Source organism: Armatimonadota bacterium (assembly GCA_017993055.1).
In the GTDB taxonomy this organism is placed as follows: domain Bacteria; phylum Armatimonadota; class UBA5829; order DTJY01; family DTJY01; genus JAGONM01.
In genome coordinates, this window is sequence record JAGONM010000024.1 from 41,561 (window position 1) to 54,598 (window position 13,038).

The 13,038-nt window shown below is 62.0% G+C and carries 14 protein-coding genes; 3 read left to right on the top strand and 11 right to left on the bottom strand.

Features of this window, described 5'->3' with window-relative positions; all coding sequences use genetic code 11:
- Positions 1-70: 70 nt before the first annotated feature.
- The 11 genes from dnaN to KBC96_10235 form a co-directional block, all read right to left on the bottom strand.
- A complete protein-coding gene (dnaN, locus tag KBC96_10185) occupies positions 71-1,171 on the bottom strand; it encodes a DNA polymerase III subunit beta (GenBank protein ID MBP6964763.1) in 1,101 nt (366 codons plus the stop codon).
- 101 nt (positions 1,172-1,272) lie between these two features.
- Entirely contained in the window at positions 1,273-2,103 is an 831-nt protein-coding gene (locus KBC96_10190; protein MBP6964764.1) for an FAD/NAD(P)-binding protein, read from the bottom strand.
- An 8-nt stretch (positions 2,104-2,111) separates the two neighbouring features.
- Positions 2,112-3,122, bottom strand: a complete 1,011-nt coding sequence (locus tag KBC96_10195; GenBank protein MBP6964765.1) for a 4Fe-4S dicluster domain-containing protein — start codon at positions 3,120-3,122, stop codon at positions 2,112-2,114.
- Between the two features lie 11 nt (positions 3,123-3,133).
- Entirely contained in the window at positions 3,134-4,087 is a 954-nt protein-coding gene (locus KBC96_10200; GenBank protein MBP6964766.1) for a 4Fe-4S dicluster domain-containing protein, read from the bottom strand.
- Positions 4,087-4,551 (bottom strand): hydrogenase iron-sulfur subunit, encoded by a 465-nt coding sequence (locus KBC96_10205; protein ID MBP6964767.1) that lies wholly within the window; start codon positions 4,549-4,551, stop codon positions 4,087-4,089. The genes KBC96_10200 and KBC96_10205 overlap by 1 nt, the downstream gene beginning before the upstream one ends.
- A 9-nt stretch (positions 4,552-4,560) precedes the next feature.
- Complete coding sequence (locus KBC96_10210; GenBank protein MBP6964768.1) at positions 4,561-6,543, bottom strand: CoB--CoM heterodisulfide reductase iron-sulfur subunit A family protein; 1,983 nt, start codon at positions 6,541-6,543, stop codon at positions 4,561-4,563.
- A gap of 21 nt (positions 6,544-6,564) precedes the next feature.
- Positions 6,565-6,783 carry a type II toxin-antitoxin system HicB family antitoxin gene (locus tag KBC96_10215; GenBank protein MBP6964769.1) on the bottom strand — a complete coding sequence of 73 codons (219 nt, stop codon included), beginning with the start codon at positions 6,781-6,783 and terminating at the stop codon, positions 6,565-6,567.
- A 3-nt stretch (positions 6,784-6,786) separates the two neighbouring features.
- A complete protein-coding gene (locus KBC96_10220) occupies positions 6,787-7,008 on the bottom strand; it encodes a type II toxin-antitoxin system HicA family toxin (GenBank protein MBP6964770.1) in 222 nt (73 codons plus the stop codon).
- Positions 7,009-7,014: 6 nt separating this feature from the next.
- Positions 7,015-7,881, bottom strand: coding sequence for a CoB--CoM heterodisulfide reductase iron-sulfur subunit B family protein (locus KBC96_10225; protein MBP6964771.1), 867 nt, complete (start codon positions 7,879-7,881; stop codon positions 7,015-7,017).
- A gap of 15 nt (positions 7,882-7,896) precedes the next feature.
- Positions 7,897-8,445 carry a 4Fe-4S dicluster domain-containing protein gene (locus tag KBC96_10230; GenBank protein MBP6964772.1) on the bottom strand — a complete coding sequence of 183 codons (549 nt, stop codon included), beginning with the start codon at positions 8,443-8,445 and terminating at the stop codon, positions 7,897-7,899.
- Positions 8,446-8,898: 453 nt separating this feature from the next.
- Positions 8,899-9,558 carry a hypothetical protein gene (locus tag KBC96_10235; protein MBP6964773.1) on the bottom strand — a complete coding sequence of 220 codons (660 nt, stop codon included), beginning with the start codon at positions 9,556-9,558 and terminating at the stop codon, positions 8,899-8,901.
- 762 nt (positions 9,559-10,320) lie between these two features.
- On the opposite strand from KBC96_10235, the gene KBC96_10240 reads away from it, so the two are divergent.
- The 3 genes from KBC96_10240 to KBC96_10250 all read left to right on the top strand — a co-directional run.
- Positions 10,321-10,731 carry a GIY-YIG nuclease family protein gene (locus KBC96_10240; GenBank protein MBP6964774.1) on the top strand — a complete coding sequence of 137 codons (411 nt, stop codon included), beginning with the start codon at positions 10,321-10,323 and terminating at the stop codon, positions 10,729-10,731.
- 625 nt (positions 10,732-11,356) lie between these two features.
- A complete protein-coding gene (gene rbsK / locus KBC96_10245; GenBank protein MBP6964775.1) occupies positions 11,357-12,268 on the top strand; it encodes a ribokinase in 912 nt (303 codons plus the stop codon).
- An 84-nt stretch (positions 12,269-12,352) separates the two neighbouring features.
- The coding region (locus KBC96_10250) for a peptidylprolyl isomerase (protein MBP6964776.1) at positions 12,353-13,038 on the top strand (686 nt) is incomplete at its 3' end.

Here is a 13,038-nt window from a genome sequence, read left to right on the forward strand (position 1 = left end):
TAAACGCCCCCGATCAAATCCCGGTCGGGGGCGTTTATGCTAGTAGAATAGGCCGATCGCTCTGCGGACGCTATATGATCTGCATCGGCATGACGACGTAAAGATAGTCGTCCTTCCCGACTTGCTTGATCAGTCCCGCACTCAACGGTCCGGAAAGCTCCATCGCGATTCCCTCGGTGTCCACGACGCTTAGGTATTCCATCAGATACTTTGCATTGAAGGCTATCTCAATGTCCTCGCCTTCCTTTACAATCTCAATCTCGTCGTAGGCCTTGCCGACATCACCGCTCTCGGCGGTCACAGTCAGGCGGTCACCCTCGGTGCGGAGCACCACTCGATTTGCGTTCTCACGGGCGACGATAGAAGCCCTGCGGACGGCAGACAGCAGCATCTCGGCCGGCATGATGAGCTTCTTCTCCGTCTGTTGCGGGATTATGCGCTCGTAGTTGGGAAACTGTCCTTCGATCAGCCTAGAGACAACTGACACGCCGTTCACGTCGAACTTTATCTGGTTCTCCGAGATCGCTACCGATACTGGCGTGTCCTCATCCTCCAGCATGCGGCCAACCTCGCTCAAGGCGCGACCGGGTACGATAGCCGTGGCCTCACCCGACGCGTTCGCAACCTGGGACGTCCGCAATGCGAGACGATGCCCGTCACTTCCGACCAGTCGGATCTCATCACCCTGAAGCTGCAGAAGTATCCCCGTCAAGATCGCTCTGGACTCATCCGGTGACACCGCGATGATCGCCTGCTTGATCATGTCGCGCAACGCGGCCTGGGTGATCTCGAAGCTGTGCTCGTCTGGAACTTCGGGCAGGGCTGGAAACTCCTCCGGCGGGAGGCCGTAGATCGTGTAGTCAGAGTTCTGGCACTTCACGTTGACTGCGTTCTGCTCGTCCACCGACAGAACGATATCCAGTTCCGGCAGAGTCGTAAGGAACTCCGCAATCACTCTGGCCGGAACCGTCAGCGAGCCCTCTTCCTCAATGGTCGCGGGGATAGTGGACTCAATGCCCATCTCAAGGTCGAAAGACATCAGCCTCAGCTTGCCGTCCTCGGTCCTGATGAGCACGTTGTTAAGAATGGGCAGAGAACTGCGTCCGGCAACCGCCCGGCTGACGGTCTGGACGCCGTGATGAAGCTCGTTCCTCGAGCAGATGGCTTTCATGCCGCAAACCTCCGTGAAGTCGTGGTGTTGACTCACAATCCCGATCGAATACCCGATGCAGGATTCAACCGGAAGAGTATAGCACAGTGCGTGAAGCCGGTTCAATACTCCGGCGGAAGATCCTTGAGCTGTGCGTTGGAGAAGACCGGGCCGTCGGTGCAGACGTAGTACCGGCCGATGTTGCAGCGGCCGCACTTTCCAATCCCGCACTTCATCTTCATTTCGAGCGTCGTAAAGATTTGCTCGTCCTCGAAACCCAGTTCCTTGAGGTTCGGCAGCACAAACTTGATCATGATCGGCGGGCCGCAGGTGATCGCGACTGCGTTCTCGGGCGACGGCTTCAGGTCCATGAGGTAGGCAGGCACGAAGCCGACGTTCTTGTCCCAGCCTTCCTCTTCCTTGTCGATAGTGAGGAACAGTTCCGCATCCGACGACCCCCGCCACTCGTCGAACTCATATTTGAACGAGAGGTCGCCGGTGGAGCGGGCGCCGTAGATGATGTTGATCTTGCCGTAATCCTGCCTGTTGTCGAGGCAGAAATTGAGCAGCGACCTCAGAGGGGCCATTCCTATTCCGCCACCGACGAACCAGAGATTCTTGCCCTTCATCCTCTCGTAGGGAAACCAGTTACCTAGAGGAGCGCGGATTCCCACGGTTGTGCCTTCGCTCATCTCGTGGAGCGCCGCTGTGACCGATCCGACCTTCTTGACGGAGAACTCCACGAACCCCTTACGGGTTGGAGTCGAGGTGAGGCAGAAAGTCGCTTCGCCAACGCCGAACGCGGAGACGATCTGGAACTGCCCGGGCTCATAGGTGAAGCTCTCCCGGTACTCTTCATCGTCGAAAACAGCTCGAAACGTCTTAGTGTCCCAGGTCTCCTCGATCACCTTCTCGATTGTCGCCAGTTTCGGCACATATGGATTATCGCACATTGGTCGTTCTACGCCTCGATCTCTGTGATGACCTGCCGTATGTCTATGTTTACCGGGCAGGTGGAGATACACCGCCCGCAACCGACGCATCCGAGTATCCCATAGCGCTCGGGGGAGTATTTGAACTTGTGGAAGACGCGCTGCCTGGTTCGTTCCCTTCTCGAAGGTCTCGGATTGTGCCCGTGGCCCATGAGGGTGAACTTGTCGAACTGGCAGTTGTCCCAGCAGCGGAAACGCGTGCCCTTCCGGCCCTGTGCGCATTCCATGATGTCGAAGCAGTGACAGGTCGGGCAGAGGAACGTGCATGCCCCGCATCCGATACACTTCTCCGCGAGCCTGGTCCACATGGCGTCGTCCCAGTCGTACGACTGAGACGCGGCCGCGTGATCCACCGCGGCCGGGAGCTTCGACAGAACGGACTGCCTCAAAGTCTCGATTGCCTGTCTGTCGGCATCGGTCGCTGCGGTGAAATGGGATGAGCCAAGGAGTGCCTCGCCTTCTGGTGTGAGCGCTTCGGCATAGTACTTGTCGCCGAGATCATATAGGAAGGCGTCCGTGTTGATCGGATTCGCCAGGAAATCGCCGACCTCAGTGCAAAAACACGCCCACGACGGCTTGTCGCAGAACACTCCGACGATGAAGGTGTGCTCGCGCCGATCGAAGTACGGAACATCCACCGGCTCGACGTTGGAGTAGACCGCATCTACGTACTTTAGGGCAGCCGCATCGCATGCCCGCGCGCCGAAGATCAGGCGATTCTTCTTGATGCTCTCCGGCGCCGTTACTTCTGCGCCAAGGCCTTCGAGTTTGTACTCGAATAGCGTCTCGGTCTCCGGAGTGAAGCACTCGCGTAGACCGCTCTTCGACGGCGTCGGGCCTAGGTCAATCAGCGAAGGATCGCTCACAGATCTGAACCGTGTGACGCCGTCTTCGGTTACCGGCGCGATCACCTCGTACTCATCCGCCAGGCCCTTCAGCCAAGCTGCGATATCTTGTTTAAGAATAACTCTAGGCTCCACGGTTGTACACCTTACTCTTCCGGACACGGGTCGGGGTCGTCATCTCTCCACGCGCCAAGTATCGGCAGCCCTTCAGGACTCTGGCCGGGTGAGTCCCCAAACATGTCGGCGACATCCATGTCAATCTTCTTGTTCAGCAGCGAGAGCGGGATGCCCATCGGGCAGGCGCGCTCGCACTCGCCACAACCGATGCATCGGCCCGCGAGGTGCATCGCCCGAGTCATGTGGAAGAACCAGTTCGTCGTCGGGTCGGTCGAACGGGTCAACCACATCTGGCCGAGCTTGTCGGTGAAGCACTCCTTGCAGTAGCATGCGGGGCAGGCTTGACGGCACGCATAGCACCGTATGCAGTTCGTGAAGTGCTTCCCCCAAAACTCCCGGCGCTCGGACGGCGACATCTTCTCATACTCCTCGACTGAGGTCTTGGAGTCGGTAATCGGCGTTCGAGCGGGCTGCTCGCCGATCTTGATGTCCGCGATCGCCGGATCGCCGAGCGTGCAGGAGAGGCACTTGGCGAGGAACGCCTTCTCCCTGGGTATGCTCACCTCGCCCGATCCGCTGGTCACCTTGATGCCGTCGTTCACCCACTCGACCGACTTCACGTCGGCAAGATCGATCTCTGCCAGCGCGTCGAGGTTCAGTACGCCGGGGCAGGGGACGACGATGGTCTTCACATCCTCGCGCTCGATCTGGTTCTCCTTCAGCAGTTCGACGACCGACTTCGCGTCGCAGGGCTTGACGACAACGGCGACCTTGCCCTGCTTTACGGCTTGGGGCAGATAGACGGCGAGGTTGTTCACGCACGTCGGATTCCACACCAGACGCTCGACGTCCTCCGGCGACCTGGCCCACAGGGGCGCGCAACTGAACGGCGCAGTCCCCGCTTCGTATCCGATGATGATATCGGACTGCCCGCCTTCCAGTAGCTCTCTCGCTCTGTCTCTGAGCTGCACTTCGAACTCCATCACCCTACCGCTCCAACGCCTTTGAACGGGCCGACCTTCCTGACCTGCTCGGTGAACTGCTCCACGACCTCGGCGAACTTCTGGCCCTCGGCCGCGGAGATCCAGTCGAAGTGGAACCGCTCCGGCTCGATCCCCATGAACTCAAGCATCCGCTGGAAGAGCATGATGCGCCGCCGGGCGTAGTAGTTGCCCTTCGCATAGTGACAGTCGCCGGGATGACAACCCGAGACCAACACACCGTCGAATCCGCGCTCAAACGCCTTCATCACGAACTGTGGATCGATGCGTCCGGAGCACGGTACCTTGACGACGCGCATGTTCGGCGCGTATTTCAGCCTGCTCGACCCGGCGAGGTCCGCGCCGGCATACGTACACCAGTTGCAGAGGAATCCGATGATCTTCGGCTCCCATTCCCTTGGCGGCTCCTTCGCCTTAACCTCTTCGATTACGGTACTGTCTGACATGTGTTCCGCCTATTCCGCAAACGCAAGCGCATCAATCTCCGACAGAATCTGGTTGTCCTTGAAGCCCCTCAGCTGAATGGACGACGACCGGCATGCAGCAACGCAGGTGCCGCATCCATGGCAGAGGCCCTCGTTGACGGCGGCCACCGTCCTGATCGGATTGCCCGCGCGGTCGCAAATCGTCTTCTCCTCAATCGCGGTATACGGGCAGACCTCCTTGCAGAGCAGGCAGCCCACGCAAGTATCTTCGTTCACCTCCGCGACAGTCGGTTCGGACTCGATGTACTCTTTCGAGAAGAGCCCGAGCACTTTCGCCGCCGCGCCGGACGCCTGCGCGACGGAATCCGGGATGTCCTTCGGGTACTGACACGCCCCCGCGAGATAGACCCCGGAGGTGAGGACCTCCACGGGCTTCAGCTTCGGATGCGCCTCGCTGAACCAGTTGTACTCGTCGGTCGAGATGCCGAGCCTGCGCGCGAGGTCCTTGGCATCGGGCTGGGCCTCCATCGCGGAGGCGAGGACCACCATGTCCGCCTCGATCTCCACCGGCCTGCCCGCAAGGGTGTCGGTCCCGCGCACGATCAGCTTGTCGCCCAGGGGATAGACCTTCGAAACGCGTCCTCGGACGTAGATAGCGCCGTACTTGTCAATGGCGCGGCGCACGAACTCCTCGTAGCCCTTGCCGTTCGCGCGGATGTCCATGTAGAAGACGTAGGCCTGCGCGTCGTGGTTCTTCTCCTTCAGGAGAAGGGCGTGCTTCGCGTTGTACATGCAGCAGACCTTCGAGCAATAGGGGTAGCCGTGCTCGTCATCGCGCGAGCCGATGCAGGATATGAATACGACGCTCTTGGGCACCTTTCCATCGGACGGGCGAACGAGCTTGCCGTCGGTGGGGCCGGAGGCGTTGATAAGGCGCTCGAACTGGAGCCCCGTGATGACGTCCGGGTACCTGCCGTAACCGAGGTTGCCATATGCGGCGGGGTCCCAGACCTCGAAGCCGGTCGCCGCGACGATCGCGCCATAGCGGTCGTTGACGATCTCATCCTCCTGCTCATACACGACGGCGTCCGAGGGACAGATCTTCTTGCACACGCCGCACTTCCCTTCCTGCTGGAAATAGCGGCAGGCGGCGCGGTCAATCACGGGAACGTTCGGGACGGCCTGGGGGAAGGGGACGTAGATCGCCTTGCGCTGCCCGAGCCCGCACTCGAACTCCGAGGGAAGCTTGACAGGGCACTTCTCATAGCAGACTCCGCATCCGGTACACTTCTCCATGTCAACGCTACGCGCCCGACGGCGGATGGTCACGTCGAAGTTGCCCACGAACCCCGAGACGCTCTCCACCTCCGCGAAGGTCATGATCTCGATGTTCGGGTGCGACGCGCAGTCCACCATCTTAGGCGTCAGGATGCACGCGGCACAGTCGAGGGTGGGGAAGGTCTTGTCGTACTGAGCCATGCGACCGCCGATGGAAGGCGTCTTCTCGACGAGGGTAACCTTGTACCCCGCGTCGGCGATGTCGAGAGCGGCCTGGATCCCCGCGACGCCGCCCCCGATCACCAGGGCTTTCTTTGTAAGAGGGATCTGTTGCCGGAAGAGCGCCTCGTTACGGGCCACCTTAGCCACGGCCATCGCCGTCAAATCTATCGCCTTCTCCGTAGCCGCGTCTTTGTCCTCGTGAACCCAGGAGCAGTGCTCCCGTATGTTCGCCATCTCGAAGAAGAACGGGTTCAACCCCGCCTCGCCTATGCATCTCTGGAACGTCGGCTCGTGCAACCGAGGCGAGCACGAGGCCACCACGACCCGATCCAGCTTGTGCTCCTCGATCGCCTGCTTGATCAGGTTCTGTCCCGGCTCCGAGCACATGTATTTGTAGTCGGTCGCGTAGACTACCGACGGCATCTTCTTCGCCGCCTCGGCTACCTTCGCGACGTCCACGGTTTTCGCTATGTTCGATCCGCACCAGCAGACGAATACGCCGACTCTTGCCATCCCCAATGACCTTTCAGATATCTATGCCGCCACGCGCACGTGCGTTATCAGCAGCTTCTCTTCCCCGCACACCTCTTGCCCCTCCTCGCGCAGGCACCCCAGGTGGCATTCGATCGCGTCCTTCGTGTTCTCGATCGCTTCCTCGACCGTCTCGCCCTGCGACAGGCATCCCGACAGCGCCGGCACCTCCGTCCAGTAGCCGCCCTCCTCAGCAGGGTGGATGATCACCGTGTATTCCATCTCTTACCCCCTCAGGAATCCGAGGAATTGGTCAACCGTCAGTCCCGCCTTTCGGATCGCCGCCTGTAACAGGCCGACCTTGACCTCTCCGTGCCCGGGTACCGTTATCAACTGCCCGTTCGGCATCTTTATGTTCACGTGACTGCCCTTCCCGGGCCGCTTCATGCCTCCCGCCTTCTCCAGCGCCTTGATGATCTCTTCGCTCCGCAGCCCCCTCGGAATCATCTCCGCCTACTCAGCGCCTATCCCGGAGAGGACCCGCGTCGGATCCACCATCAGCCGCTTGAGCCCCAGGTCCGCCTCCGCGACCCCGAACGCTACCCCCATCAGCTGCGTGAAGTAGAAGACCGGCAGGTCGAACTTCTCGCCGTACTTCGCCTCCGCCTGAGCCTGCCGCGTGTCCAGGTTCGCCTGACACAGGGGGCACGCCGCCACGATGCAGTTCGCCCCCGACCGTTTCGCCATCGAGAGGATCCCCTGCGCCAGCTTCACCACGATGTCCGAGCGCGACAGAGCGAGACTCGCCCCGCAGCACTCGTTTCGGAACGGCCACTCGACCGGCTCCGCGCCGATCGCCGCCATCAGCCCGTCCATCGAGGTCGGGTTCTCCGGGTCGTCGAAGCATGCCACCTTCGGAGGGCGGATCAGCAGGCAGCCGTAGTAGCATGCCGGCCGCAACCCCGCCAGTTCCCGCTTCACGCGCGCCCGTATCTCCTCCGACGGCACCGCCGACAGCGCCTCCAGCATCGAGAGGATGCCGATCTTCCCCTCATACGCGAGGCCCGTCTTCTCCGCCACGGATTTCACCAGCCCCGGGTCGTCCTTCGCCAGGTGATCCGCCGCCTTCAGCCGGCTGAAACACGCCGCGCACGGCGCAACCACGTCGAGCCCCATCTCTTCCGCCTTCGCCAGATCGCGAAGCGGCAGGGCCAGCCCCAGTTCCTTGTTCGTCGCGTGCCCCGACGTCGCCCCGCAGCAGTTCCAGTCCGGGATCTCCTCCAGTTCGATGCCCAGCTCCCGGCAGACCGCCCGCGTCGAGAGGTCGTATTCCTTCGATGTCGAGTGCAGCGAGCACCCCGGATAGTATGCGTACTTCATCGTATCCCCTGACCTCTATCCCTTCGTCCCCTTGAACACCCGCTTGATCTCCCGCATCCCTCGTATCGCCTTCGGGACGAGCACCAGCTTCCCTTTCAAAAACATCTTCGCGCCCAAAATCAGGTCCGAGAAGAGGTCCAGGCTCCTCAGCTTGTATTCCCCCAGCATGCTGACCTCGTGCACCCGGCCCATCCGCTCCACCGACCGCAGGAACGTCTGGTGGAACGTCTTCACCTTCGGTTCGGGGCAGGCGATCCCCCGTCGGATGGATATCTCCCTCAATGCATCGTTTATCCGGCTGATCTCTATCCCCCGGGGGCACCGTGTCGCGCAGGTCTCGCACCCTACGCACAGCCAGATCATCGAAGACCCCAGGACCTCCCGATCCAACCCAAGCTGAACCAGCCGGCTCACCTGGTTCGGCATGATGTCCGCCGCGTATGCCACCGGGCACCCGCCCGTGCACTCCCCGCACTGGTAGCACGACTTTATGTTCTGGCCGCTCAGCTCCTCCACCTCGGCGAGGAACGACCGGTCGTCCGTTATCAGCGTTCTTTCTTCCATCAGGGCCTCAGGCATCAGGTGTCTCCTGTCGCGTCGCAGCAGAGCCGCCTCTCGTTACGGCTGCGCCTACTCGAGGCTCACGGGGTTTCGAACGAGGCACAAGGGGTTCACGCCTTCCCGCACCAAAACCGACCTCCTCAAGCCAAGTACCGACCTCCTCAAGCCGAGTACCGATCTCCTCGAGTAGCCCGAAGGGCGTACCGAGAGGTCCTCCCGCCCCCGTCACGCTGCACGCAGGCATTATAGCACTTTGTGCCAAATGTCACAATGTAGGCCCGGGACGACTTCCCCGAGCCTCATATCCCATTTATCCACCCGCCGTCCGCATTCCTCCTGCCCCCACGCGCAAAAAAGGGGCAGGGCCCATGCACTCGGCCCCGCCCCAGTCACGGAGATCACTAACGACTTCCTTGTCTCATGTCTCGCGCTTCCTGCTTCGAGCTTCTCCTTCGCCTACGCCGCCAGGTCGCCCCGTGCCGCGATCGTCTCCGCCGCCGACGGGGCGGAGAGGTCCTGCGCCGTCGTGCCCCTGTACCGTACCACGTACGTGTAGTCCGTCGCCGGCCCCGTCACGTAGTCGTAGTGCGGCGACTTCGTCGCCGACGCCACCAGCGTGTACTCTTCATCGTCCGACCGTTTCCGGTAGATGTTGCCCGCCTTCACTCCCTCCGGTTTCCCGTTCCGATTCTCCTGTTGAGGGTTCGGTCCCCAGTGTATTGTGATCACTCCCACGCGTGACTCCAGGAATACCTCCGGCACCATCTCCTCTATCGGCGTCGCCTGCTGCGCTATTGACTGAGGCCTCAGCCCCAACAGCGTGCGAAGCTGGTCCGTCATCCCCGGATGGTTGTTTATCCGGCGTACAAGCGGCCTCAGAATCTCCTCGCTCGTCTTTCTCGATCCCTTCTTCGCCTCGCTTGCCGCGCGGGCCAGCCCCGACTGAAGGCCGTACGCCTCAAGCCGAGTGATAAAGTCGTCCTTCGCCTCCGAAATCGGCACCAGGTCGTCGGTAACCAGTCCAACTGCAGCCAGGTTTACCTCCAGAATATTGACGAAGTTGATCAGCCATGCCTCATAGACTTCGTCGTTGACGGGAATGTAGTTCTTTGCCATACGTCAATGCCTCCTTGTGTCATGATGCGCCGTGCCGCCGATGACGGGCTCCATCCCCGCAGGGACGAGCCTCATCCCGCGAGGGTCCGGCGCCGTCACCGCAGGGACAAGCCCCGTTCCGCGAGGGTCGGGCCTCATTCCTCGAGGGATAAGCTCCGTCCCTCGAGGGAGGGGCCGCGTTCCGCGGCTCGAAAAGCCCGGCTCGTGCGCGGCGGGCTCCCCCGCACCATTGCGCGGCCCGCCTTCTAATATGTATTGTGGCATTCCGCCGGGAGTCTCTTTACCCCCGCGCGGCAGGGCAGGGCAGAGCGGAATACCGACCTCCTCGAGCTTAAGACCCTTCTCCTTGAGCCAAGTACCGATCTCCTTGAGCCAAGTACCGATCTCCTCGAGCCAAGGACCGACCTCCTCGAGTAGCCCGAAGGGCGTAACGAGAGGCCTGACCACCACCCTCGTGCCGGAGCCGCCTCTCGTTACGGCTCCGCCTACTCGAGGCTCACGGGGTCTGTGAGGAGCAGCACGGGGTTTGGGAGGAGGCTCACGGGGTTTGGGAGGAGCAGCACGGGGTTTGGGAGGAGCCTCACGGGGTCTGTGAGGAGTTACACGAGCCCGGGGAGGTGATGGCCGTGGTCGCCGTCGAAATGCCTCCGAAACAGAACGTTTGGAGCAGAGACCGATCTCTCTGAGCCAAAGACCGACCTCCTCGAGTAGCCCGAAGGGCGTAACGAGAGGTGCACTATCCTCTCTTCTAAGGAGAACATGATGGGGCAGCCCTTCTACGTCTACATGCTCTTGTGCGCGGACGGCACATACTATGTCGGCCACACGGATGATATGGAGAACCGCCTCGCCGAGCACCAGCACGGAGGCAAGTGCGTCTATACCAGTCGGAGGCGGCCGGTCCGGCTTGTCTGGTGCGAGAGTCTGCCCACGCGTGATGAGGCCAAGATTGCCGAGCGAAGAGTAAAGAAGTGGAGTCAGGCGAAGAAATCGGCCCTGATCAGGGGTGACTTCGCCGGACTCAGTGAGGCGGCGAAGAAACGCGACTGGGAGGGCCACAAACAGCGCCTGGCTGCGCGCTCCGATTCAAAGACCAACGCCCTCAAGTCCGAGACTGATCTCCTCGAGCCGAGTACCGATCTCCTCGAGCCGAGTACCGATCTCCTCGAGTAGCCCGAAGGGCGTAACGAGAGGCCCGACCACCACCCTCGTGCCGGAGCCGCCTCTCGTTACGGCTCCGCCTACTCGAGGCTCACGGGGTTGGGCAGAAGGCTCACGGGGTTTGGGAAGAGGCTCACGGGGTTTGGGAGGGGCCTCACGGGGTTGGGCAAAAGGGGAAGAGGGACTACGCCTTCCCGCGCCAAGGCCGATCTCCTCGAGCCAAGTACCGACCTCCTCGAGTAGCCCGAAGGGCGTAACGAGAGGCCCTCCTGCTTCCGTCAGCCAAGTACCGATCTCTCTGAGCCAAGTACCGATCTCCTCGAGTAGCCCGAAGGGCGTAACGAGAGGCCCGACCACCACCCTCGTGCCGGAGCCGCCTCTCGTTACGGCTCCGCCTACTCGAGGCTCACGGGGTTTGGGAAGAGGCTCACGGGGTTTGGGAAGAGGCTCACGGGGTTTGGGAAGAGGCTCACGGGGTTTGGGAAGAGGCTCACGGGGTTTGGGAAGAGGCTCACGGGGTTTGGGAGGAGGCGAAGGGGGGTCAAGCTTCCGGGAAGGGAGACGCGCGCGAGGCGGGGAAATCATAGGCGTCGGCGCGACGAGACCGCGCCGCCCGAAGACCGCGCAGGAGGCCGATATGCCCAGGATAGTCGTCGTCGGATCGAGCAACACGGACATGGTCGTCAAGACTGAGCGCCTTCCCGCGCCGGGGGAGACCGTCACCGGGGGGACGTTCGCCCGCGTGCCCGGGGGGAAGGGCGCGAACCAGGCGGTGGCGGCGGCGAGGCTCGGGGCGGGGGTAGTCTTCGTCGGCAAGGTCGGCATGGACCTGAACGGAGACGAGGCCGTCCGAGGGCTGGAGCGGGAGGGGATCGCGGCGGGCTTCGTCGCGCGGGACCCGAAGGCCGCGTCGGGCGTGGCGCTCATCTTCGTTGACCGATCGGGAGAGAACATGATCGCGGTGGCCCCCGGCGCGAATGCGTCGCTCTCCCCGGAAGACGTGGAACGGGCCGCCGGCGAGATAGCTGGGGCCGACGCGCTCGTGGTCCAGCTCGAGGTGCCGATAGAAGCCGTCGAGCGCGCGGTGAGGATCGCCCGGGAGGCGGGAGTGCGCGTCATACTCAATCCCGCGCCGGCGCGCCCTGTGCCGGCGGAGCTTCTCTCGGAGGTGGACGTGCTCACCCCGAACGAATCGGAGGCGCGCATGCTGCTCGGCCTCGGCGCGGATGAGGCGGCAGACGATCCGGCGCTTCTCGGGCGGCTTCTGACGGCGGGATGCGGGGCCGTCATCCTCACGATGGGGGCGCGCGGGGCGCTGATGGTGACTGCCGACGATGCGACAAGGATCGCCCCTCACGCGGTAGACGCTGTTGACGCGACGGCGGCGGGCGACGCATTCACCGGGGCGCTTGCGGTTGGGCTGTCCGAGGGCATGACACTCGGGGCGGCGGCCGACTTCGCGGGCGCGGCGGCTGCCCTGTCGGTGACGAGGCTGGGCGCGCAGGGGTCACTGGCGGGCAGGGCGGAGGTGGAGGCGCTTCTCCGTTGAACCGATGAGGCGAAACGGGCTATTGACCTGCTTGCGCGATTGGTGTAACATATTGCGGGATTCAGCTTCGAAAGGAGACGCTCTATGCTTTCTAGAACCGTAATAATGACACTGGTGGTCGGGATCTTGCTGTCCGCCCTGCCCGCGATGGCGCTCAACATGAGCGGGGCGCCGGACGTGGTGGCGGAAGTGAACGGCGAGAAGATCACGAAGCAGGCCCTTGGGGATGTATTGTTCGACTGGAACGCAGTGATGGTGCTGGAGGAACTGATAGACCAGCGCATCGTTGGGCAGGAAGCGCGTAAGGCGGGGATAGTGATCACCGCCGATCAGATCAAGGCGAAGATCGAGGAGATCAAGACGCGCATTCCGCCGGGACAGACGTTTGACGAGGCGCTGAAGGGCATCGGCATGACGCCGGGGCACTTCTTTGCGCGGGTGAAGTTCGATCTTCAGATGAGAGAGATCGTCAAGCGCCAGGTAAAGGTCACCGACGACGACCTGGCGGGCTTCATCAAGGCAAGCCACATCCTTGTTCGCATTCCATACACGGCTGACGAAGCCGAAAAGGCGAAGAAGGAAGAAGAAGCAAAGGCCAAGATAGAGAAGATAGCCGCCGAGATAAAGGCAGGGAAGTCCTTCGCTGATGCGGCAAAGGAGTACAGCGACGACACGGCCAACAAGGAGAAGGGCGGAGACCTTGGTTTCTTCGGGAAGCAGTATATGGCGAAGGAATTCGAGGATGCGGCATTCGCATTGAAGGCCGGCGA

Excerpts from the sequence above, each read along its gene's own strand:
- KBC96_10210 (MBP6964768.1), bottom strand. The coding sequence starts at position 6,543 with ATGGCAAGAGTCGGCGTATTCGTCTGCTGGTGCGGATCGAACATAGCG.
- KBC96_10190 (MBP6964764.1), bottom strand. The coding sequence starts at position 2,103 with ATGTGCGATAATCCATATGTGCCGAAACTGGCGACAATCGAGAAGGTG.
- KBC96_10215 (MBP6964769.1), bottom strand. The coding sequence starts at position 6,783 with ATGGAATACACGGTGATCATCCACCCTGCTGAGGAGGGCGGCTACTGG.
- rbsK (MBP6964775.1), top strand. The coding sequence starts at position 11,357 with ATGCCCAGGATAGTCGTCGTCGGATCGAGCAACACGGACATGGTCGTC.
- KBC96_10235 (MBP6964773.1), bottom strand. The coding sequence starts at position 9,558 with ATGGCAAAGAACTACATTCCCGTCAACGACGAAGTCTATGAGGCATGG.
- KBC96_10230 (MBP6964772.1), bottom strand. The coding sequence starts at position 8,445 with ATGGAAGAAAGAACGCTGATAACGGACGACCGGTCGTTCCTCGCCGAG.
- KBC96_10225 (MBP6964771.1), bottom strand. The coding sequence starts at position 7,881 with ATGAAGTACGCATACTATCCGGGGTGCTCGCTGCACTCGACATCGAAG.
- KBC96_10205 (MBP6964767.1), bottom strand. The coding sequence starts at position 4,551 with ATGTCAGACAGTACCGTAATCGAAGAGGTTAAGGCGAAGGAGCCGCCA.
- dnaN (MBP6964763.1), bottom strand. The coding sequence starts at position 1,171 with ATGAAAGCCATCTGCTCGAGGAACGAGCTTCATCACGGCGTCCAGACC.
- KBC96_10240 (MBP6964774.1), top strand. The coding sequence starts at position 10,321 with ATGGGGCAGCCCTTCTACGTCTACATGCTCTTGTGCGCGGACGGCACA.
- KBC96_10220 (MBP6964770.1), bottom strand. The coding sequence starts at position 7,008 with ATGATTCCGAGGGGGCTGCGGAGCGAAGAGATCATCAAGGCGCTGGAG.
- KBC96_10200 (MBP6964766.1), bottom strand. The coding sequence starts at position 4,087 with ATGGAGTTCGAAGTGCAGCTCAGAGACAGAGCGAGAGAGCTACTGGAA.